At 40.6% G+C, this 22904-nt stretch carries 19 protein-coding genes; 11 read left to right on the forward strand and 8 right to left on the reverse strand.

Annotation, left to right across the window (positions count from 1 at the left end; all coding sequences use genetic code 11):
- Nucleotides 1-6 precede the first annotated feature (6 nt).
- From lptE to FTV38_RS01930, 6 genes are all read left to right on the forward strand, one after another.
- Nucleotides 7-540, forward strand: a complete 534-nt coding sequence (lptE, locus tag FTV38_RS01905; protein WP_078192675.1) for an LPS assembly lipoprotein LptE — start codon at nt 7-9, stop codon at nt 538-540.
- A 9-nt stretch (nt 541-549) separates the two neighbouring features.
- Nucleotides 550-1533: a DNA polymerase III subunit delta gene (gene holA, locus FTV38_RS01910; RefSeq protein WP_180021025.1), complete on the forward strand. Its 984-nt coding sequence runs from the start codon at nt 550-552 to the stop codon at nt 1531-1533.
- Between the two features lie 136 nt (nt 1534-1669).
- Entirely contained in the window at nt 1670-3022 is a 1353-nt protein-coding gene (locus FTV38_RS01915; RefSeq protein WP_180021027.1) for a MacA family efflux pump subunit, read from the forward strand.
- A 2-nt stretch (nt 3023-3024) separates the two neighbouring features.
- Nucleotides 3025-5004 (forward strand): MacB family efflux pump subunit, encoded by a 1980-nt coding sequence (locus FTV38_RS01920; RefSeq protein ID WP_180005400.1) that lies wholly within the window; start codon nt 3025-3027, stop codon nt 5002-5004.
- A gap of 10 nt (nt 5005-5014) precedes the next feature.
- Nucleotides 5015-6418, forward strand: coding sequence for an efflux transporter outer membrane subunit (locus tag FTV38_RS01925; RefSeq protein WP_180021185.1), 1404 nt, complete (start codon nt 5015-5017; stop codon nt 6416-6418).
- A gap of 131 nt (nt 6419-6549) precedes the next feature.
- Nucleotides 6550-7575 (forward strand): SUMF1/EgtB/PvdO family nonheme iron enzyme, encoded by a 1026-nt coding sequence (locus FTV38_RS01930; RefSeq protein ID WP_180021036.1) that lies wholly within the window; start codon nt 6550-6552, stop codon nt 7573-7575.
- 1 nt (nt 7576) lies between these two features.
- On the opposite strand, the gene FTV38_RS01935 is transcribed toward FTV38_RS01930, so the two are convergent.
- The 4 genes from FTV38_RS01935 to FTV38_RS01950 form a co-directional block, all read right to left on the reverse strand.
- Entirely contained in the window at nt 7577-10555 is a 2979-nt protein-coding gene (locus FTV38_RS01935; RefSeq protein WP_180021038.1) for a hypothetical protein, read from the reverse strand.
- Nucleotides 10552-13344, reverse strand: coding sequence for a type VI secretion system Vgr family protein (locus FTV38_RS01940; RefSeq protein WP_180021040.1), 2793 nt, complete (start codon nt 13342-13344; stop codon nt 10552-10554). The genes FTV38_RS01935 and FTV38_RS01940 overlap by 4 nt, the downstream gene beginning before the upstream one ends.
- A 237-nt stretch (nt 13345-13581) precedes the next feature.
- Nucleotides 13582-15396 carry a tetratricopeptide repeat protein gene (locus FTV38_RS01945; RefSeq protein ID WP_180021042.1) on the reverse strand — a complete coding sequence of 605 codons (1815 nt, stop codon included), beginning with the start codon at nt 15394-15396 and terminating at the stop codon, nt 13582-13584.
- A 115-nt stretch (nt 15397-15511) separates the two neighbouring features.
- Nucleotides 15512-16282 (reverse strand): ThiF family adenylyltransferase, encoded by a 771-nt coding sequence (locus FTV38_RS01950; protein ID WP_180021044.1) that lies wholly within the window; start codon nt 16280-16282, stop codon nt 15512-15514.
- A gap of 199 nt (nt 16283-16481) precedes the next feature.
- Between FTV38_RS01950 and FTV38_RS01955 the strand changes: the two genes are divergently transcribed.
- Nucleotides 16482-16922, forward strand: coding sequence for a GNAT family N-acetyltransferase (locus FTV38_RS01955; RefSeq protein WP_180021046.1), 441 nt, complete (start codon nt 16482-16484; stop codon nt 16920-16922).
- A 56-nt stretch (nt 16923-16978) separates the two neighbouring features.
- Here the strand turns inward: FTV38_RS01955 and orn are convergent, their stop codons facing one another.
- Nucleotides 16979-17536 (reverse strand): oligoribonuclease, encoded by a 558-nt coding sequence (gene orn, locus FTV38_RS01960; protein WP_067763591.1) that lies wholly within the window; start codon nt 17534-17536, stop codon nt 16979-16981.
- 125 nt (nt 17537-17661) lie between these two features.
- Between orn and rsgA the strand changes: the two genes are divergently transcribed.
- The 4 genes from rsgA to secB all read left to right on the forward strand — a co-directional run bounded on the left by rsgA (nt 17662) and on the right by secB (nt 19992).
- Nucleotides 17662-18720: a ribosome small subunit-dependent GTPase A gene (gene rsgA, locus FTV38_RS01965; RefSeq protein WP_180004539.1), complete on the forward strand. Its 1059-nt coding sequence runs from the start codon at nt 17662-17664 to the stop codon at nt 18718-18720.
- Between the two features lie 93 nt (nt 18721-18813).
- Nucleotides 18814-19221, forward strand: a complete 408-nt coding sequence (locus tag FTV38_RS01970; RefSeq protein WP_078189639.1) for a rhodanese-like domain-containing protein — start codon at nt 18814-18816, stop codon at nt 19219-19221.
- Nucleotides 19222-19241: 20 nt separating this feature from the next.
- Nucleotides 19242-19496 carry a glutaredoxin 3 gene (gene grxC / locus FTV38_RS01975; RefSeq protein WP_078189640.1) on the forward strand — a complete coding sequence of 85 codons (255 nt, stop codon included), beginning with the start codon at nt 19242-19244 and terminating at the stop codon, nt 19494-19496.
- A gap of 40 nt (nt 19497-19536) precedes the next feature.
- Nucleotides 19537-19992, forward strand: coding sequence for a protein-export chaperone SecB (gene secB / locus FTV38_RS01980; protein WP_078189641.1), 456 nt, complete (start codon nt 19537-19539; stop codon nt 19990-19992).
- Between the two features lie 150 nt (nt 19993-20142).
- Here the strand turns inward: secB and FTV38_RS01985 are convergent, their stop codons facing one another.
- The 3 genes from FTV38_RS01985 to FTV38_RS01995 all read right to left on the reverse strand — a co-directional run bounded on the left by FTV38_RS01985 (nt 20143) and on the right by FTV38_RS01995 (nt 22887).
- Nucleotides 20143-20949, reverse strand: coding sequence for an enoyl-ACP reductase (locus tag FTV38_RS01985; RefSeq protein WP_078189642.1), 807 nt, complete (start codon nt 20947-20949; stop codon nt 20143-20145).
- Nucleotides 20950-21100: 151 nt separating this feature from the next.
- Entirely contained in the window at nt 21101-21922 is an 822-nt protein-coding gene (locus FTV38_RS01990; RefSeq protein ID WP_180021048.1) for a TatD family hydrolase, read from the reverse strand.
- An 8-nt stretch (nt 21923-21930) separates the two neighbouring features.
- The gene (locus tag FTV38_RS01995; RefSeq protein WP_180021050.1) at nt 21931-22887 is read right to left on the reverse strand and encodes an RsiV family protein; all 957 of its coding nucleotides are present in this window, start codon (nt 22885-22887) and stop codon (nt 21931-21933) included.
- Between the last annotated feature and the right edge of the window lie 17 nt (nt 22888-22904).

Consider the following 22904-nt stretch of genomic DNA (forward strand, 5'->3'; position numbering starts at 1 on the left):
CACTTTATGCACTTGGTTCAACGTGTTGCTGCAATTGTATTAACTATGGGCCTGAGCGCAGGCATGGTCGGTTGTGGTTTTCATTTAAAAGGCACCAACCCTGCTGCTGTACCTGTAGCCTATTCCAATATGCGATTGGCACTTCCTGAAGATACGGATGACTTACATGAAAAGTTAGCGATTTATTTAGGTTCTGCAGGCGTGCAATTGAGCAATAATCAAAATGCCTATGTCTTACATGTGTTGGATTACACTCCACGACGTTTAGAACTCAATGGTAAATTGGTTGAAACTTTACTGCGCTTGAATGTGACGTTCCAAATTGAAGATGCTCAAGGTAACCCTGTGACAGAACCACGTACATTGATGGCAACACGTAGCTACCAATACGACGTAGCAACCGTGAACACTGATGACCAAGAAGAAAAATATTTAAAACAAGTGATTATTGATGACATTGCACAACAGATCGTGCGCCAAATTTCATCAAACCGCTTACCAAAAGCAAACCCACTAACTGCACCGACCAAAGCTGAGTAATTTTGATTTATGAAACTTGACTATCTTCAGGCATTAAAACGTGTAGATGAAGCGCAAGGTGCCTGGGTGCTGCATGGTCAAGAGCCTTTACTTGAACAAAATCTCCTGGATGCATTTCGTAAGAGTTGGAACACTCGAGAAGTCGAGCGTCAACGGTATGATATTAGCTCTGCTGCTGATTGGAAACATGTCTTTAATGCTTTAAATAGCTTGTCATTATTTTCCAGTCAACTGGCAATTGAGGCACATGGCAGCATTAAACCCGATGCCAATGGACTAAAATTGTTAAAAAGCTATTTGCAGCAAAATGAAAGCAACTTGCTGCTCGTGGTCATGCCAAAGCAAGACAGTGCGAGTTTAAAGACCAGTTTTTTCCAAACCATTGATGCCAATGGAGTCAATGTTGCACTGACTGCAAACTACCCTAAAGATCGTCAGCAAATTTTGGCCGTTGAAGCACAAAAGCTCGGCATTAAACTCGCCAATGATGCTTGGCAATGGCTAGAACAGCATCATGAGCACAACTTACTGGCTGCAAAAAATAGTTTAATGCGTGTCGCAGATACTTTTCCTGAGGCAGAGATGATCCAGATAGATCATCTGTACTCTTGCTTACAAGATCAGTCACGCTACACCACCTATGATTTAAATGATGCCATGCTGCAAGGCAATTTGGCGCAATCAATTAAAATTTTTCAATATTTGATTGCCTCTGGTGAGCCAATGTCACTCATTTTATGGAGTATCAGTAAGGAAATGCGTTTGCTAATGCAACTGTTTGAGCAGCCACAAAATGCTTTGCAAATTGGTATTTGGAAAACCAAAGTCGGGCTGTATCAACAAGCGTTACGCCGTTTAAATGCGAACGATTTTTTGACTTGGCCTGCCCTATTACTTCGTTTAGACGCGTCAATAAAAGGTTTAGGTCATGAAAATCCTGAGCACTTGGTACAACAAGCTATTGCCAGCTTGTGTGGGCGCAGACTCTTCTAGTCTAATAAAAGGCTGTAATAACTTGCATTCCAGTATAAAAGAATAATTATCATTACTGTTTGCTCAAAAAGTTCACAATTTATCCGTATTTAAATCTTATAATTCAATCATCTTTATAAACTTTTAACTGCCAATCATGCCAAAAATAAAACCAGCAAAATTGATCGTAGCCATCATCGTTGCTTTGGCAATCGCTGTCACTGCATGGCATTTCCTAAAACCTAAAGAAACTCAGCCGCAATATATTACTGCTGAAGTGAGTCGTGGTGACATTGAAAACTCTGTACTTGCAACAGGTGTACTTGAAGCAACCAAAATGGTGAGTGTTGGTGCACAGGTTTCTGGTCAGGTGAAAAAGATGTATGTGCAACTCGGTGATGAAGTGAAACAAGGTCAGCTGATTGCCCGTATTGACTCGGTACGTCAGGAAAATGATTTAAAAACTGCAGAAGCCAGCATCAAAAACCAACAAGCGCAATTGGCAGTTAAACAAGCAAATCTTGCAAAAGTCCAAGCTGAATATAATCGTCAACAAGCAATGTACGCTCAAGACGCGACTAGTCGTGCAGAACTTGAATCTGCGCTAGCAAGTTATAAAACTGCGCAAGCTGATATTGCAGCCATTAATGCACAAATCGAACAATCACGTTTAACTTTAGCGACTGCAAAAGAAGACTTAGGCTATACACAAATTGTTGCACCTATGGATGGAACCATCGTGGCGATTGTGACTGAAGAAGGTCAAACCGTAAATGCCAACCAAAGTGCGCCAACCATTGTGAAATTGGCAAAACTCGACACCATGACCATTAAAGCTGAAATTTCTGAAGCCGATGTGATGAAAGTCCAAGAAGGTCAAAACGTCTATTTTACAACCTTGGGCGACAGTGAAACAAAACACTATGCTACCCTGCGCCAAGTTGAACCTGCGCCAAACTCAATTAACACCGAAAGTAACAACAACACCTCTTCGTCTTCAAGTACTGCGGTTTACTACAATGCGTTATTTGATGTCCCAAATGAAGACGGTAAATTGCGTATTGATATGACTGCTCAGGTGTATATCATTTTAGATGAAGCCAAGAATGTCTTGACTGTACCTGCCGCAGCCGTTCAAACCTCGAACCGTCCACAACGTAGCCGTAATAATGCATCTGCAAATGGTGAATCTACTGATAAAAAAGCCATCGCAGAAGCTAAATCGAATAAAGATAATCCAAACCGTCCTAAACGTTTAGAACTGACTGAAGCTGAAAAAACATTGGTCAAACAAGGTAAAGCCAGCGTTGCGATGGTTCGTGTACTACAAGCCGATGGTTCAGCTCAACCACAACAGGTATTACTCGGTTTAAATAACCGTGTGACCGCACAAGTGATCCGTGGCTTAAAACAGGGTGACAAAGTCGTGATTGCCGACGGTTCAGATACCTCTAATGATTCAGCGAAACGCAGCAACCGTGGTGGTGCTGGCGGCCCAATGAGAATGTAATGATGAGTCAAAATCAGACGCCTCTACTCGAGGTCAAGAATCTGACTCGTGAATTCCCTGCCGGTGAAAGCACAGTCCAGATTCTAAAAGGGGTCAATCTTGAGATTTACCCAGGTGAACTGGTAGCAATTGTAGGTCAGTCCGGTTCTGGTAAATCTACCCTCATGAACATTTTGGGGTGCCTTGATAAGCCAACCAATGGCAGTTACAAAGTCAAGGGGCGTGAAACCCGTGAACTTGAACCAGATGAACTGGCACAGTTACGCCGTGAATATTTTGGCTTTATTTTCCAGCGCTATCACTTACTCGGTGATTTGAATGCTGCAGGTAACGTTGAAGTTCCCGCAATCTATGCCGGTGCAGATGCAACCGAACGCAATGCACGTGCCAAGCAACTACTAACCGATCTTGGACTGGGTGAAAAAACCCAAAACCGTCCGAGCCAACTCTCGGGTGGTCAGCAACAACGTGTATCGATTGCGCGTGCCCTCATGAATGGTGGCGATGTTATTCTTGCCGATGAACCGACCGGTGCACTAGATAAGAATAGTGGTATTGAAGTGATGCGGATTTTGCGCGAACTCAATGCCAAAGGTCATACCATTATTTTGGTCACGCACGACCATAATGTTGCAAAAAATGCGACTCGAATTATTGAAATTTCTGACGGTAATATCATCTCAGATCAGCCCAATGTACCTGAAACAGATGATGAACCTTTAGAAAAACAGCAACTCGTTCCAAACACACAGAAAAAAACTTCAAGCTGGCGCTCTGCCGTTGACCGTTTAGGTGAAGCCTTCCGTATGGCGATCCTTGCCATGAATGCTCACCGTATGCGTACATTTTTAACCATGCTCGGGATCATTATTGGTATCGCTTCTGTGGTTTCTGTTGTGGCTCTTGGGAATGGTTCACAAAAGCAAATTTTAGAAAATATCAGCAGTTTAGGTACCAATACCATCACGGTGTATCAAGGTCGAGGCTTTGGTGATAATTCCAGATCCTCCCAAGTAAAAACATTGGTTCCAGCCGATGCGACGGCCCTTGCTGAGCAGCCTTATGTCGATGGCGTTAGTCCTTCGGTCAATTCATCTGTCACAGCACGTTTTAAAGACACAGAAGCGTCGACCACAGTGAATGGCGTGAGTGAAGATTTCTTCTATGTCAAAGGAATGAACTTCGCTTCGGGTCAACCTTTTGATAAAGAAAGTGTGACTGAGCAAGCGCAAGATGTGGTGATTGATAGTAATACTAAAAATACTTTCTTTGCAGATGGCACCAACCCTGTGGGGCAAGTGATTTTATTAGGCAGTGTGCCGAGCCGTATCATTGGCGTGATCGAAGAACAAAAAAGCATGATGGGCAACTCAGATAGCCTGAATGTGTATTTGCCTTATTCAACGGTTATGAGTCGTATGCTGGGGCAGTCGAATGTGCGCAGCATTATTGTCCGAGTGAAAGATGAATACCCAAGTGCCGCTGCTGAAAACGCCATATTAAACTTGTTAGTGCAACGTCATGGCGCGCAAGATGTCTTTACACAGAACTCCGATAGTATCCGTGAAACCATTCAACAAACTACTCAAACGATGACCTTGTTAGTTTCTGCAATTGCGGTGATTTCATTGATCGTCGGTGGTATTGGGGTCATGAACATTATGTTGGTTTCTGTGACTGAGCGTACTCAAGAAATTGGTGTACGTATGGCCGTGGGTGCCCGTCAAAGTGACATTCTGCAACAGTTCCTGATTGAGGCTGTATTGGTATGTATCTTAGGCGGTGTACTTGGAGTTTTATTATCTTTGGGTATTGGACAATTGATTAGTCATTTTGCCGGTGGAACATTCCAAATGGCCTATTCAACGACGTCTATCGTTGCTGCATTTGTCTGCTCAAGTATGATTGGTATTGTGTTTGGCTTTATTCCTGCACGTAATGCCGCACAGCTTAACCCTGTCGATGCGCTTTCTCGCGAATAAGGAAATAATGATGCAAATGACCTTAACTAAACTTGCAAGTGCCTTCATTCTCGGAACTAGCTTAGTCGGCTGTGCCGCTGTGGTTAAGACGCCGTATGAAGCTCCTGCAACACAAATCCCGACGCAATTTCAAAATGCGAAAGCCATGAGTCAGCAAGTTCATGCAGATACGTATGCTGACCAATGGTGGACATTGTTTAATGATGCTCAATTAAACCAGTTAGTGAATCAAGTTTTATCTGCCAATACAGACCTTGCGGTTGCAGGTATTAATTTACAGCAAGCTCGACTACAAGCAGGTTTGGCTGAAAATAGACAAGGGCCACGCGTGAGTTCAAGTGTCTCTACTGGACATAACTTTGACCTTAACTCAGGTGATGACTCATCAAAAGGTGTATCACTCAGTGGTGGCGTCAGTTATGAAGTAGATTTATTTGGTCGTTTGGCTAGCCAGACTGAGGCCGCAAAATGGGAAGCTTTAGCAACTGAACAAGACCTGCAAGCCACTGCCCAAAGTTTGATTGCAACAACAGCAAACCTATATTGGCAACTTGGCTATTTAAATGAGCGCTACAGTATTGCGCAGCAAAATTTGGCCAGTACGCAAAAAACCTATGACTTGGTCAAGGTGCAATATAAAGCCGGTGCTGTGTCAGGTTTAGATCTAACGCAAGCAGAACAGTCGGTCCAAAGTCAAAAATCGACCTTAAGCCAAATTGCCCAACAAAAAGTGGAAACACGTACTGCATTGGCTGTGTTATTACATCAACCTGTACAGCAACTGAATATTGCTGAGCCACAGCGTTTACCTCGAATTGCATTACCGACGATTGCAGCAGGTTTACCTGCCGAGTTGTTGTCTCGCCGTCCAGATTTACAAGCGAGCGAATTAAGATTACGTAAAGCTTTGGCAAATAAAGATGCAACGAAAGCCAGTTACTATCCTTCAATCAGTTTAACTGGCAGTTTAGGCTCGAGTAGTACCTCTTTGAGTAATTTATTACAAAACCCCGCTTTGGCTTTGGGTGCAAGTTTGAGTTTACCTTTCTTGCAATATAATGATATGAAGAAAGACCTTGCGATTAGTGATTTAGATTATGAAAAATCTATTATTCAATATCGTCAGACCCTGTATCAGGCTTTTGCCGATGTGGAAAATGCGCTATCCAATCGTACTGAATTAAGTCAACAAGTTGCTTTGCAAGAGCGTAATGTACAGCTTGCAGAAAAGACTGAGCGTTTGACTGAAGTACGTTATCGAAATGGTGCAATTGCGTTGAAAAACTTGCTTGATGCACAGGAGACCACACGTAATGCGCGACTGTCTTTGGTTCAGACGAAGCAAAGTCAATACAATGCTTATGTGACTTTGATGCAGGCGTTGGGTGGCAGTCCGATTCAGCAGTTGCCTTGATTAATATAAAAAAAGCCCTGAGGGGCTTTTTTTACACCTAAAGGGTTTAAATAACAAAAACTCTCTTTTTGAGATATTAAATTTGCTTTATTCTTTGGCAATATTTTAACAACTCTATAATTTTTAAGAATATGATTAATCGAAAATTCGCTTTTATTTTCCTCTCAAGCCTGACATTAGCGGCTTGTGCTAAAACGCCATCAGAGCCAGCAGCATCTTATCAAAAGCAAGCCAATCAGAAAGTAACTGATCCAAGTTTACAGAGTGAAATTCATGAGCTTGTCGAGCGCACAAAGAAAAATATGGTGAATGTACAAGGTGGTTCATTTATTATGGGGGATTTCGGCACCATCACCAAAGAACTAGAAAAAACAGCTCCAGATAGTGTGGCAGTAACGAATCCCAAAGGCAATGTCGAGACACCTCCCTACAATAGCTATGTAGGTTATTCATCTGATAAAGATAATAAACCACCGCATAAAGTGGTCTTAGACAGCTTTAAGATGACCAATAATAAAATTACTTTGCAAGATTATTTGATCTATCTCAAGGCCACCAATCAGGCACAACCAGATTATTTAGAAGACTATCCAAAAGAAATTTTTCATAAACTCCCAGCAGGTGCAAATTGGTACAATGCACAAAAGTATTGTCAGTGGTTAGGCAATCAAATGGGGCAAAAAATGGATTTACCGACAGAAGCACAATGGGAATATGCTGCCCGAAACCGTGGACAATACCTTCTCTATGCAACCAATGATGGCACCATGAAAAATGGGGTAAATATTGCAAGCTATGAACAACTCAAAACCAATTCTGTTAAATATGGGTATAATAATTATGGACATCTTCCTATATTAGGAAAAGTGTCACCAAATCCTTTGGGAATCTACGATATGGTGACAAATAATACTGAATGGGTCAGAGATTGGTATAGCGAAAACTACTATGCAGAGTCACCTGTTAAGAATCCACAAGGCCCTAAAGTGGGCACAGAAAAAGTCTTGCGCAGCTCCTTTCCACAAGGTGGTGATAATGCTGCTGGTGGTGATGGCATGAATATTTACCGTCAAAAAGCCCCTCCATCCGCTACGTTCAATGAGCATGGCAATACTATTGATGGAAGCCAAGATACCGCATTTCGTTGTATAAATTAATTTAAACTTGATACGTTCCATTTTGGTTATTTGATTCTAGTGAAGTATCAATGATCTCAATATTAGTTGCCAACAGTATTTCGCTATCAGATTTCCCCAAGTCTAGATCATTGGCAAGAATTTCATAGTCATTACTATCATTCATTAGCATGACTTGACCAATAGGAACTGTATCTAACACACTACAACGTAGTTGAATATACTCATCCAATATTGAATTACCTGTTTTCGGTGGTGAGATACAAGAGCGTCCCTCACTAATCGCATCATTCACTTCATTTTGATTGGCCAAAAATTTTCCTTCATTTAAAAAGAAAATGATGCGTGATTCCAAGTGAGAAATTGGCTCTATTGCTTTAGTACCACTCTCTGTCATATGTTGCAAAGTATTATCCCAAGCAGATTTTGTCATAATCGATTTAAATATATTTAAAACTGCACGTTTTCGTTCTGGTAAATGATGTATTTCCATTTTTGAAAAATCATATTCCAATCTATCAAAAGATTTTGAGAACCATACATCTTTTGTCAATGCATAAATCAACACTCCCCTAGTTTCAGGGGTTGCATATAATAATGCTTCCGGATTTATATTGATATTTTGTGCCAATGATTTTAATTCTCTTGCTTCACTGAACTCGTTATAAATACTTTTTATAACACTCCGTATTTCCCTTACAGAAGCATAAACTATAGAAATCCCCTTAATTGCAGCATAAACTTGTAGCATTCCCCAATATTCGAAAGCATCTTTAGCAATATAAGGTAAAATTTTTGTGCCATTCTGTCTAAGTTGGTAAGCAAGACATCGATTAAATTCAACTAATTTATTTGCCCCAACAGCAAGCTCTAACTCACCTTTTGCCCCGAATCCTAAACATAGTGAAGCTTTAACCTTTATCCTAAATTCACCACCAACTAACTTTATTTCAAAATTAAAAGCACCACTTACTCCTGCCTGTGCTGCCATTTTTGGTGCAACGGATGCAATATTTTCAAATTTTTTAGATTCCGGAGAAAGCCATTCCAAACCAGCTCCAATTTTTAATCCACCTTCAATTCCTGAAAAAGCTTCCACTCCAATTTTTGTATCAGCATTTAATCCTTGTTGTGATCCTGATTTGCTGTCCTCTTTTTCAACAACAAAAGTTGGGCGCTTATTTTTGCTATCATAATTCTGAGCAACTGATTGTTTAGGATAAATTACTCCATCACCTGAGAGCTCAGGCTCACCCAAAGCGTTATATCCAAGATTTAAACCAAAACCTATAGCAGCTCTAGCTCCATAAAATGCACTGACCTCTCCAAACACAATTCCCCTTAATGCACCCAAATAAATATCATGGTACTTTAGACTCACACCAGAACGACTTGGTATACATAAATTTGCCTTATAACCAGCTTCCACCAATACAAGTTTAGCCTGTGCTGTAACTTGAACTTTAACCCCTACATCTCCTTTTGCAGGATTCCAATTCATACTTCCTGATGCACCTGCACCACCAATTGCGCGTAACCATTGTGCATCGGTTGAAGAATCAAATGAATTCGACTGTTTTGCTTCTTGATGAAATGCTCCACCCAATGAAATCAAATCGATACTTTTTTCTTTTTTATACCATTCTTGTTTTAAGAGTGTGAGTTCAATTTTTTTTAGTTCATCAAAACCGGCTTTTTTTAATTCTGGGCTAATTTCTTTACTTTTTGCTGATTGAATCAGACCTTTAGTTAAATTATCAATTTTAAAATCAGCAATATTTAAGCGTTTAGCATTATATTTATCTTCATAACTTTTTAATTTTATATAACGACGAATAAAACCGTTTTTGACATCTTTTCCGTTATCAGTTTTATATGAAGTTGCAATAAAAATTTCAACTAAGTCTGCTTTATTTTTAAAGTTTTTATTTAAATGCTCAGCTACCTTCTTTTCATTTTCATCAATCTTCTTTTCTAGAGCTTTTATAACTTCAGCACTCGCTTGCTCACTTATGGCCTTATCTAGTTCTTGTTTACTTAAATATGAGTGGTACAACACTTTATCTAATTGTTTGCTCTCCTCCTCAAATTTTGCAAAATTCTCCGGATCTAGCACACAAGTCTCACACTTTAACAAATTGAATAGAATAGGAATCTTACTCGCTTGCTGTAAGTTTGCTTTAGTATCAACAGGTTTTTCACTGACCGCTTTCACTGCTGGCCATTCAATATCTTGATAATTTTTATTTGAAAATATTGAATAAAACTTTAAGCTATTTATTGGCACACGTTTTTCAATCCCTCCTTTTTCAAATCCAACTAATATCACTTCTCCTTTAATAGAATATAAAACTGGTGTCATTCCATTTTTATTTGTTTTTAAATTTTTTATATCAGTTCGATTGATTTTCTTAAATTTATGTTTTTCATCCAAAGTATAAAGATTAAATTTTATATCTGATAATGGTTTCTTTGTGATCGAGTCAATTAATCTATAACAATAATATTGCTTAACTTGAATATCTAAAGAGATGACATCATGCGTATTCTTAAGAATTTCAAAACCATGTAGCAAAATTCCTTTATCATTACCAACTCGTGAAATTTTATTCTGTACCCTATTATCTGTTATCCAAATTGCATATTTACCCACTGGTAAATCCATAACCTCAGTTATTCCATTTATATCAGTAGTCGAACTTCTAGCATTATAATTTTTTCTTATATTTTCAAGATTAATCGCATTTTTATCATTTAAAACAATTTTATTTGGGACATTAAAAACCTGTTTACTCTTATTAAAATCTTCAAGACTCAACTTTACATCTTTGGAATCAAAGTTTTTAATTCTAGCGGATCCATTCACAGCAGACAGCCGTTCTTTAAAAAACTCAGTAGTAGACTGATCATATTTTGTAATTACATAAGGCTTTGAAGAGAGAGGGATAATTTTGCCACTCGGCAACTCTTTTACAAACAATTTAAGTTTAATTTTGCTCATGTAATGTTTTCTCTCATAATTTCATAGCCATTGGTTTCTTCCTCAGGTAATTCTTCAAGTGTCACTAAAACACCTTGCGGTCCCTTTGTTATAACTTTCTGAGTTCTTCCTAATGAATCAGTTACTCCATGCAACTCTTGCCCATTAGCAAGAGTCATAACATATTTTCTATTAATTATAGGTTTTCCTGCTGAATCTTTTGCAACGTAGGTCATATGGTAATCAGGCAATAAAGCTAACTCTGGTTGTCTCGAATTAACCTTTTCCCCTTCCATAAACTTATGCTGCCCCGCTTTCGCCTCAAATTTTCCACTTGTGGTTGGAAATACACCCGAACCATTTAGTTTGATCTGCGACCCGCCCGCAGTTAAATTAATCTCTTTAGGGCTGGTGATATATACCGTATCTTCGGTTGAAATAACCTGAATGCCCTTACGTGCTATCAGATCCAAGCCATCGCCCTGTGCTTGAATTTCAACTTTCCCTTTCCCTGCAAATGCACGTAAACCCTCTTGAGCAGCAAATAAACTGATTTTTTTGCCTGCATGACCTATTAAAGATTTTTGCGTGGAAATGTTCATACTATCGCCTGCAGTTTGGCTAATCTGGCCATTTGAGGAAATATGTACATCTTCATTGGAACTCATCGCAATCGAATTTGGCGCAGCTAATACCATTACTGCCGACTTAAACTCAGCAGCTTTTTGCTGATCATCCTGACTTAACACCTCAATAAAGGCTTGAAGACTCTCCAATACTTCAAGCGGGTCGGTCTGTTGGTTTTTCGCTACATCACTCAACCCTTTAGCATTATTCAATGCGCTTTCTATTTGAGTATGGGCTTCATGGGTCGCTAAATGTAGCCCACCTGCCTGTGCTTGCTGATGTGTCGACACCAATAAACCTTGTCCAGCTCGTACTGCCCCCCATTGATCGGTCCGCAGCTCAAAACCTTCACCCCGACTTTCACTCTCAGCCTTTTCTTTAGGATGACTTAAATGACCTAAATTCAGTTGTGTTGCACCATGGCTACTTTGCAACTGCGTACTAATTTGCCCCGTGGTGTCATCAAAGCGTAATTGACCAAAACCCTCTCCCGCCACTTCTTTGGAACGAATTCCCGCGAGTTTTTTGGTATCGGGTAATTGTCCTTTATTGTCAAATTTAGTGGGACTACGCTGCGCTTCATGAATACGACCCACGACAAAAGGTCGGTCAATGTTGCCATCAAAGAAATCGACGACAACTATTTCACCAATTCGAGGTAAGAAGCGTGCACCATAGCCTTCGCCGGCCCAAGGGGTCAACACATCAACCCAAGCCGAGTCTGTGTCATTATTGTTCGCACCTGCACCACCATCATGGCTATGATCATCAGAACGGGTAAACAGAAAACGGACTTTTATCCGCCCCCATTCATCAACATGGATTTCTTCACCGGCAGGCCCCACAACTTTAGCACGCTGCGGATGTGTTACTGGTCGATGTGTAAGTGGATTAAATTCAGGAACGGTCGTAATATTTCGACGTTGCAAAGCCAAGGTATTGGCTTGGCGTTCATCCGCATCGCTTTGTTTGACTTGCCACTGACTTTGATGGATCAGCTGGGTCACTTGATCAGTTAAATCTTTAGGTAAATTATTTTGGTTATAAAATGATTTAGATAGAATAAGAAATTCTTGATCTGCACCGTTATGCTGATCAATTTCAGGATGCTCATCCAATTTGAACCAATAACCAACTTGCGTATCACGTACGGTACTTTTAGCAATAAATTGTTTGGCTTGAGCCGCATAATAATCACTAAAATTTTGATTGAGACGTTCAACTTGAGCACTATTAGAAGCTGTTGCAGCATCTTCACCATTCAGATCTTGCATCCATGCAGGGCTCAAATGCCATGCCTGCTCTAAGCTTAAGCTCGCATTATCTTGATTTTGACTATGTAGGTGCTTGCTTTGTACTGCACCACCACCTTCGTCCTGTTCAAGCACATCCGCCTGCCATCGTTGCACATGTACCGACGTCGGTTGCAGACTACGCTGACCGATAAAACTGGTCATACTGTCATTTTTTTCAGTCGCACTACTGCGATGAAAACGGATATTACGTCGCTCTAAAGCTTGATATTGACTATTATCATCAATCAAGCGTAGCTTTTGAGCTGCGATGGGTGTCGCAGACGATGTTACAAAAGATTGAGCTTCATCAACCAACCAATGAATGCCTTCACTGCGTAGTAAGCGGGTAATAAAATCATAGTCGGTTTCATTACTTTGCATCATGAATGGTCGAACGTCATACTCTTTTTTTAAGCCACTTAAGTCCAAACTTAAGCTCGCTGCAAAAAGTGGGCTCTTTTTTTGCCATTCTTTAAAAATAATCTCGACCACATCTTTGACCGATTTATTCATAAACACACGGCTATTACGACGCTTATACCACAATGCCGTTGCATCTTCTAAGGTCAACTTATATAGCGTTAATGCACCATCACTTTGGCCTTGAAATGCTTCAGTAATGATCCCGGTAATACGAAAAAGTTGCCCCGCATCGGTCACCTGATCAATTGCGACTTGTGTGCCAATAAATTGTTTCAGTTCGAGCGTGGCAGAAGTTGAGAGACAGATGAGCTGAACATTCAAACCTTCACTTAAGGCATGTTCCCCATCAATGCGTTGTAAAAATACCGCCTGATTTAATGTCGAATTTGAAAATTGAATATGCAAAGCACGTTTTTGTGGACTAATGCCCAATTTTTCAATTGCAGAATATATATTGTTCAGCATCGTTATTATCTAAAATCAGATTTTTATAAAATATGCGGGGTATTTAATCAAAAAAACTCATATTTTTCTAGGCATAATTTGCCTGCTTTTTTGGGTTTTATGTAAGTAAAAATTCAAATTTCCACATCAATTCTTTATGTTATTTTTACTCTATTTATTTCTGTATTAAAATAAATGTAGAGACCATCAAACTAAACTTCAGGTCTCTTCATACCACCTTACTGCTTTGCATCACGATTAATTGGCATTTAAAAATGCGTGAATATTCTCCAATTGTTCTTGTGCTTCAACATAGCCTTGCAAAGCCGCTTTTTCCAAATATTGCTGTGCAATTTTAAGATCACGCTCTACGCCCATGCCATGAATATAGAAATAACCCAATCGCGTTAATGCCGCAGCATTCATCCCCTGAGCCGCTTGTGCATAATAACTATGCGCTTGGGTTAAATCTTGCTGTACACCTAAACCATGTTCTGACATTTCACCAAGCTGGTACAAGGCAGTCACATTTCCCAATCCCGCCGCTTGCGAAAAATACTGCGATGCTTGTTGGAAATCTTGTGCTCCCCATTGTCCTTTTAAGTTAACCAGACCCAGTTGCGTAAGTGCATCAGGATGACCTAATTTCGCCGCTCTCAACAATGCTCGCTGTGTTTGAGCATCATCAAATGAGAGATCAGGCAAGATATTGTCCACGGCTAAACGGTAGAGATACCAAGCAGCATCCTGCGAACCTTGTTCCGCGGCTTTTTCCAGATAACTCAGACACTGATCACGATGTGCTAAAGGATATTCTGGCAATGCATAAAAACGTCCAATCACATAATTCTGATCGGCGACACAAGTAATGGACATATCATTTAAGTGTCTTGCCGCTTCAACTAAAAGTTGCTGCGCTTGCTTGATATTTCGCTCAACACCGACGCCGTGTAGATAGCATAGGGCCAAACCAACTTGGTTAATGAATAATGGTTTGAATTGATACGCTGTTTGATATAACTCAAATGCTTTTTGCGGATCATCACGAACCAAATACTTTTCAAAATACAGTGCGGCAATAAGACTAATCGCTTCAGCATCTTTAAGTTGAGCAGCTTCGGTCAGAAAGCGAAAACCTAAAGTTTCCTGCTTCTCCAAGTACCAACCATGAAAATGTGCAATACCTAATAATCGGCTGGCTGCAGCAACTTTGTGCTCTTTGGCCTGCTGCAAAAGATCATGATAAACCCGCTGACGCTGATCGACATCGATCTTACCCATCAATACTGCTTGATAATACTCATACAACTGCTGCTGGTGCCCGAGTAGCAATCCTCGCTTTAAATATTGCAATGACTTTTCATCATTTTGCGCAAGATACTTTCCTTGTGCATAGAATTGCTGCAATTGCTGCATAGCCGCCATATGATCTTGTTGGGCAGCTTTCAGTAAATATTCCAATCCCAGAGCAATATTTGGCGTGGCTTGGTTTAAATAGAACTGTGCCAATTGATACTGTGAATTGGCATGTCCATTGTCCGCATTTTTTTGCAACAAATCTAAATGTTGTTGCTCGGCATGTGTCTGATCTTCTGGGTTTAGTTCGGCGAGTCGATATTGCGCATCCAAATGACCGCGTGAAATCGCATGTCGATACCAATACTGCGCTTTTTCAAGATTGGGTACACCGCCATAGATACCTTCTTCAACTTGTCCCAACACATATGCAGCATCATCGCTGTCTAAACTATTGGCTTTTTCCAATAGAGCCAGCGCATTTTCCACACTGACTTCTCTGCCTAAGCCTTGTAAATGCATCTGTCCCATAGCGACATAGGCCTGTGGAATTTCATGCTGTTTGGCCAAATTTTGATACAACTCATAGGCACGCGCATAGTCGGTTGGTGCATCAAGCATTAAACGTTCTGCAAATTTCAGCTGTGCATCTAATTGGTCTATCCACAAGTCATGCCCAACCGCTTTAGCCTGATCGCGTTTCACTGGATCGGGTCTTTTCCACATCCAAAACGCAAGTGCTCCCATCCCCAAAATTAGTATCAGTAAAAACCACATACTCGCCCCAAAAAAATCAATATTTTAATTATTCCAACATTGTGTCTGATTTTAATTCTATATACAAAAAAAGCACCGAATTCGGTGCTTTATTTTTTTCAAAATGAGATAACTGTCATGCTTTTGCTCGTTTTGCATCAAGTTTTTTGAGCACCTCTGACACAGCCACCATCGCAAAGCTGGACGTCACCACTACTGCTGAACCATATCCACCACAACGTAAGCCCGCACTTGGACAAACATCAGCACTGGAAAATGGATTATCAATCGAATAAACACAGGTAATCCCAAACTTTTCTTTCGGCTTTTTACAAATGCCTTTGCCGCGTAATTGTGTGCGCAATTTGGCTAACATCGGGTCTTGCTCTGTTCTTGATAAATCTGCGACTCGGATTTTCAGCGGATCAAGTTTACCCCCTGCTCCACCGGAAACGATCAACGGAATTTTATTAAAACGGCAATGTAGCATTAAGGCAAATTTGGCCTTCACATCATCAATGCAATCTAAAATCAAGTCAGGATCACCTGCCAAAATTTCTTTGACATTTTCAGGTGTGAGATAATCATCAATCAAATTTATTTTGATTCGGGGATTAATCGCACGGCAGCGCTCTGCCATCACTTCAATTTTTTCATGTCCCAATGTCGTGCTCATGGCAGGCAATTGTCGATTAATATTCGATGCAGCAACCACATCCATATCGACCAAGGTCAGCTCACCAATACCTGTACGCGCTAAAGCTTCGACCGCCCAAGAGCCTACTCCACCGACCCCAATCACCATGACATGACTTTTTTCATAATGATGAAAACTTTCATCACTATATATTTTGGCTACGCCAGCAAAACGGCGGTCATATTCATCATCTTGGAGCAGTTCAGTCATAGGTTTGGAGGCTGTGTTAAATGAGCCGCCATTTTAGCAAATTCGCTACTTATTTTCTTTGATAAAACGCAATTCAGCAGTCAGCGCAACAGAGCGGCATTCACATCAGGTCTAAATCCATCAAAATAAACATTTACAGCGAACGGAGGTCTGCTTTAAAAAGTATAACCATAGATCTAAAACTCAAGTGTGTATTGCCATGGACATCCATCCTCTGCCAAATAATTTAAAAATTACCGATGACAAAAATGAAATGGATTTAGACACCGTGCATCGCTTTTTAAGACATACCTATTGGTCAAAAGATATTCCAAAACATGTGGTGAAAAAAGCGATTGAAAACTCTTTGGCCGTGGCCTTACTTCTCGATGATGAACTCATCGGTTTTGGTCGTGCTATTACGGATTATGCAACTTTTGCTTATTTAGCCGATATTTATGTCGCCGATGAGCATCGAGGCAAAGGCTATTCAAAATTAATTGTGAGTACTTTATTTGAAAAATGTGGCTCCTCAGATCTAAGACGCATGTTGCTTGCAACGGCAGATGCACATGGTTTATATCGTCAATTTGGCTTCACTGATTTGGCTCAGCCTGCAAGTTTTCTCGAGATTCATCAAGCCAACATCTATCAACGATAGAGAAAATTTCTCGGATAAAAAAAAGAGGCTTTCGCCTCTTTTTCGATCTCACAACCTTAGTCTTTATTCATAATAAAGAAATATTCACGGTAGTATTTGAGCTCTGCAATCGAGTCTCGGATATCATCCATTGCTAAATGTGAAGCATTCTTTTTCAAGCCACCCATGATCTCTGGGCGCCAGCGTTTCGCCAATTCTTTCACTGATGATACATCGAGATTACGGTAGTGGAAGTATTGTTCCATTTCAGGCATTAAACGATGCAAGAAACGACGATCTTGGCAAATTGAGTTACCGCACATCGGTGATGATTTTGGATTTACCCATTTTTTCAAAAATTCTAAAGTTTGCTGTTCAGCATCTTGTGCTGTCAATTTACTACGACGTACACGTTCGATTAGGCCTGATTGACCATGTTGGCGAGTATTCCATTCATCCATTGCATTGAGCACACGGTCAGACTGATGTACCGCAAGCACAGGCCCTTCCGCCAGAATATTTAAATTATCATCCGTCACAATTGTTGCAACTTCAATAATCTGGTCGTTATCTGTATCTAGACCTGTCATTTCAAGGTCAATCCAAATCAGGCGTGTATCAGGTGTGCTGCTCATAAATGTGCAATCTTATTAGGCTGTAAAAATGAACATAGTAGCAAATTTATTGGGCTTGCGCTGTAAATAGACCCTGCTTTCATGCTATTTTTGCCATCTAGTTTTCATGGTTTTTTAGGATATGAATGGCTTTAATTCGTAAGCGCCGACTGACTGAACAGCAGCAACGTCGCATTCAGAAGCAACATAAATCTCGTCAGGAAGAAATCGATACTTCTGCAGATTTGGAAGGCTTGGTCGTCCAACATTATGGTCGTCAACTTGAAGTTCAAGCGCTGTCTACACCCGACCAACATCCTGAAAAACCAATTGTGCAAGCAGGTGAACCTGAACCCCATTGGAAACCCATCGAATTAGGCAGTGTTTGGCGCTGCCATACCCGTACCAATCTCGAATTATTGGTGACGGGTGACCGTGTCAAATGGCAAGCTGACCCGATCACAGGTTTAGGGATTATTACCGCGATTCATCCACGCCAATCTTTACTGACACGCCCTGACCGTTATCACAAAGTGAAACCTGTCGCAGCCAATGTCAGCCTGATTGTGATTGTATTTGCACCGCTTCCTGAGCCAGCACCTGGCCTGATTGACCGCTATTTGGTGGCCTGTGCAGATGCTGATATTCCAGCCTTATTGGTCTTAAATAAATCAGACTTACTTAAAGACAACGATCCGATCTTAACGCTATTACAAGAATATCGTGACTTGGGCTATGAGGTCATGCAAACCCAATCCGATGGTGACTTAAGCGCACTTTCTGCTCGACTTTCTGGTGAAACTGTCGCATTTGTAGGTCAGTCTGGGGTTGGTAAAAGTACTTTAATTAATGCCATTGTTCCGGATGCTGCGCAAAAAACCAATATTATTTCGGAAAACTCCGCGCTCGGTCAGCACACCACCACCTCTACGCGCTTAATTGCGTTTGGTGAAGGTTCTGCATTGATTGATTCACCTGGAATCCGTGAATTTGGTTTATGGCACCTAGAATTGGAAAAAGTTCAGCAAGGTTTCCCTGAGATCGAGTCACATTTGGGTTATTGTCAGTTCCGTAACTGTACGCATAAACATGAAAAGCAATGTGCGCTTAGAATGGCGGCTCAAAATGGCGAAATTTTGCCGCGCCGATTAGACAGTTATTTACGTCTGATCGACGAAATCACGGAAGCGCAGCAAAAAAATTAATTTTTATTCTGTTCATGCCCTTGAAGGGGTGATTTTGATCACCATATTTATGGGCTATACTCTTGGCAATTTAAAATTGTAGTTAGGTGAATTGTGGAACGTTGGTTCGAATTTATGGGGAATCACCCCTTCTTATTTGGAACGCTGGCTGTATTGGTCGTGCTGTTCTTTATTCTTGAAGGCCAGCGTAATGGTCGCAAAATTTCACCTCAATCTTTAGGGATTTTAGTAAAAGCTAAAAATGCTCAATTGATTGACTTACGTGATGCGAAAGACTTCCGCGAAGGTCATATTAGCGGTAGCCGTAATATTCCATATAGCCAAATTACAAAACACATTGAAGAGTTAAAAACTTCTGATCGCCCGTTGGTTTTTGTATGTAACCTTGGTCAAGTGGCAGGTTCTGCATTGCAACAAGTCGGTCATGCAGATGCATACCGTTTAGACGGCGGCATTAGCAACTGGAAAGCTCAAGGCTTACCTCTAGTTAAAAGCAAATAAGCGCTTCTTAGGAGATTAACATGGCTGAAGTTACGATTTATTCAACAACGGTATGTCCTTACTGCATTCGTGCAAAACAGCTCCTAGAGCGTAAAGGCGTGGCTTATAAAGAAATTAATTTATCAAATGAAGCGCCTGAAGTACGTGTTGAATTGATGCAACGCACCAACCACCGTACCGTTCCTCAAATTTTTATTAATGATCAGTTTATTGGCGGTTTTGACCAACTTTATGCTTTAGAGCGTGAAGGCAAACTCGACGGCATGCTATCTTAATTTTAAACATAAATCGTCACCTCATATTAAGGAATAAACAATGAGTGAAGAACAACAAGCTCAACCACAATTGGCATTAGAGCGTATTTATACTAAAGATATTTCTTTCGAAGTACCTGGGGCTCAAGTATTTACTAAAGAATGGCAGCCTGAACTAAATATCAACCTTTCTTCTTCTGCAGAAAAAGTTGATCCAACACACTTCGAAGTTTCACTGAAAGTTGTCGTTCAAGCGAACAATGCGGGTGACACTGCATTTATCGTTGACGTTACTCAAGCAGGTATCTTCCTGATCGATAGCGTTGAAGAAGAACGTCTTCCGTACATTCTTGGTGCTTACTGCCCAAATATCTTGTTCCCATTCCTACGTGAAGCAGTGAACGATATGGTTACTAAAGGCAGCTTCCCACAATTATTGCTTACACCAATTAACTTCGATGCTGAATTCGAAGCGAATTTGCAACGTGCGCAAACTGCTGCTGAAGGCCAAGCTTAATTACTTGATCTCAGATATAAAAAAGACCGCTTTTAGCGGTCTTTTTTATTGCCTTTTAGCTTCCCCCTTTACTAAAAGGGGGAATGAGGGGGATTTACTTCTACTTAACAAAATCCCTCCCACCCTCCCTTTTAAAAAGGGAGGAGCAAATTACTCAGCATCTGCCATTAGATCAGCGCTCATACCTACAGTATTAAAGCCTGCATCAACATACAGAATTTCACCCGTAATACCATTTGCCCAAGGCGAGCAAAGGAACAATGCTGCATTACCGACATCTTCAATAGTTACATTGCGTTTAAGTGGTGCGACTTTTTCATTTAGGTCTAACATTTTACGGAAAGATTTAATCCCTGAAGCCGCTAAGGTACGAATCGGACCTGCTGAAATCGCATTTACACGAATACCTTCAGCGCCAAGACTTGTTGCCAAATAACGTACGCCTGCTTCTAGTGACGCTTTTGCCATACCCATAACGTTATAGTTTGGCATTACGCGTTCAGAACCTTGGTAAGTCAGCGTCAATAAGCAACCTTGACGTGCAGCCAATAAAGGTTTTGCCGCACGAGCCATCGCAATAAAGCTATATGCGCTGATGTCGTGAGCAATTTTAAAACCTTCACGGTCGGTAATATCAGTGAAATCGCCATCTAAAGTATGCGCCGGTGCAAAACCAATTGAATGCACAACACCGTCTAGACCATCCCAATGTTTAGCAAGTTCAGCAAAAGCGGTATCTATTTCAGCGTCCACTGCTACATCACATGGGAAAACTAAAGTTGAACCAAATTGTTCAGCAAAATCATCTACACGTTTTTTTAATTTTTCATTTGGATATGTAAAAGCCAGTTCTGCACCTTCGCGATGTAAAGCTTGCGCAATACCAAATGCGATTGATAACTTACTTGCAATACCCGCGATTAAAAAGCGTTTGCCAGCCAATAGTCCTTGTGCCATGTGAAACTCACTCAAAATAATTTAACAGCATAATGCCAAGTCTAAAGCATTTTAGAAATTGCATAATGCGCCTTTTTTTAGAAAACCATCATTGTATAAACAATGTGGAGAAAACCTGATTCAATCAAGCAGCGTCAATATTTGTTGCCGCTTAAGCGTTCAAATGCAATGCCTGTAATGAATTAGTCCATAAGATCTGTGCAATCTCAGATTCAATACGGTTTAAGCTCTGAGCTAGCCCCTGCAATACATAAGGCAAATTGACCGGCGTATTGCGGGTACGCCCTTCCGTCGAATGCTGACAACATAAGGGTGTCATATCTGGACAATCAGTTTCTAAGACCAAATGCGCTGCACCCAAAGTCTGAACCACTTGATGTAATTTTTTTGCATTGGGATTGGTGATTTGCCCTGTTACACCAATTTTAAAACCTAGCTTGGTAAATGCCTTGGCTTCTTCAACACCACCACTAAATGCATGTGCAATACCACCGAGCTTAAATTGATGCTTTTTCAACATCGAAAGCACCTCCGCATGGGATTTGCGAATATGCAGCAATATCGGTTTATCAAACTGCTGTGCTAACTCAAGTTGTGCGGAAAAATACTGCTGCTGCTTTTGAAAAAGTTCAGGCTGTTTATGCTGTTTCAAAAAAGTATCTAAACCTATCTCACCGACAGCAACACAATCATGCTGCTTTAGCATCTGTTCCACGTCGAGCAAATGTTCTGCACGATGTTGCTCAATATAAAACGGATGTAAGCCGGGAGCTAAATAGCTTTTGGGAGCATTGGATAAACGATCTAAAAACTCTTGGGTTTGCAGCAAATCGTGAAAACGTGACTGTACAAAACCAATCAATACTAACGCATCGACACCCGCCTGTTTGGCAGCATACGCCAACTGTTCCCGATCAGCGTCAAAATCGGGAACATCAAAATGCGTATGCGTATCAAACAGTGAGTAAGTCATTGAACTAATTAATTTGCTTTTGCGGCTGAGGCTTCAGTAGCTTCAACTGGAGGTAGATATTGCTTTTTCAATACACTTTGCAATTGATCATACGGAATGGTCAAGCGAGGTAAACCCACCACATACGGCCCAATTTCATATTCGGCATATTGCAAAATTAAACCTTGCTGACTCAGATAAAAATTATCAGACAGTTTAAATTTCCAAATCTGTTCGTATTCTTGAATATTGTCTGCCAACTTGGCATCTTTCACCCAAGTTTTAAAGACTTCATAGCCCCGCTTTTCAAGCTCTGCACGTTGATTAGGCAATAATATGTCATTGAGCTGCACCAATTTTTGAGCGCTTAAATCAAAGTTATAATATTGCTGTGCAGAAGAACCATGCGCTCCACCTAAATATGAACTGGTATTTAAAACCACTGTTGCCAAGGGTTTTTCAGCATTCAATATTTTAGGTTTAATCATCAAACTGATTTGCTGATTGGCACTTAAAGATTTCAATTCTTTATCTAAATTTAAGAACGCTTGCATGTAAGGCTGCGTGGCTTTTTCCAATTTTAATTTGGGCGTTTCAACCTTTGCCAAAGCAGATTTTGCTTCAGACGCTGCAGGTACTTCACTTGCAGCGGGAGCGTCTTTGCTCAGCGTTTTATCTTCTAAAGGCGAAACAGACAGGATCTCTCCCAACTGTTTTAAAATTTCCGCATCAATAAATTCATCAATAAAGGCTTGATTACTGTTTAAGCGTTCAACTGAAATTTCAGGACAGACCCCGCCATCACATTCAGGTAAATTCAGTTGTAATTTTTCCGCATCACCAATCAGTTTTGCACTCAAATCTGGCTGTTCAGTTTTGGCTTGATCCGGCTTTTTTTCAGGTTCAGCTTGTTGTGGCTGACACGCCGTGAATGCAACAGAAACTGCCAATATTGAGCTTGCCCAAATTTTATTTTTTTGCACCATTGCTTCAACCTTTCATT

It is taken from the genome of Acinetobacter sp. YH16044 (assembly GCF_013417145.1).
GTDB classification, from domain to species: domain Bacteria; phylum Pseudomonadota; class Gammaproteobacteria; order Pseudomonadales; family Moraxellaceae; genus Acinetobacter; species Acinetobacter amyesii.